The sequence below is a fragment of the Mesorhizobium sp. M2E.F.Ca.ET.209.01.1.1 genome (assembly GCF_004010375.2).
In the GTDB taxonomy this organism is placed as follows: Bacteria; Pseudomonadota; Alphaproteobacteria; order Rhizobiales; family Rhizobiaceae; genus Mesorhizobium.
In genome coordinates this window covers 1-385 of record NZ_SADP02000355.1, presented here as the reverse complement: position 1 = coordinate 385, position 385 = coordinate 1, and the positions used below count along the sequence as shown (strand labels likewise).

Here is a 385-nt window from a genome sequence, read left to right as displayed (position 1 = left end):
CTGCAAAGTGCCAGCACTGCCAGGGCCGAGTACGCACAGGGCGAGAAGAGCCTCCTTGATGCCCTGGGCAAGCAGGCAACCCTGCCGATGCTCAGCGATCCGAGCAAACCGTCCGTCGGTCCTGTCGGCGGGCCCAGCCGCGAGGTAACCAACCTGCAGGGCAAGGCCGAGCACGCGGGGGTGACGCAACTCTTCATCAACGCGGCGCTGCACACCGCGCGAGGCAACAAGGCCACCATCGACCAGATGGTCAGCGCGACGGAATTGGAGCTCTACGGCGTCAAATCCGGGAGCCCCGAGTATACAGAAATCAATGGCAGGCTTGAGGGACTGAAAGGCCTGCAGGGGCCGGCAGCCAGCCAGGTGACGCAGATCGGAAGAGCAC

1 protein-coding gene is annotated in these 385 nt (G+C 64.4%); it reads left to right on the top strand.

What is annotated here, in order from left to right; all coding sequences use genetic code 11:
- Nucleotides 1–385: hypothetical protein (locus tag EN852_RS41265; protein WP_189546402.1), on the top strand; the 385-nt coding region annotated here is incomplete at both ends.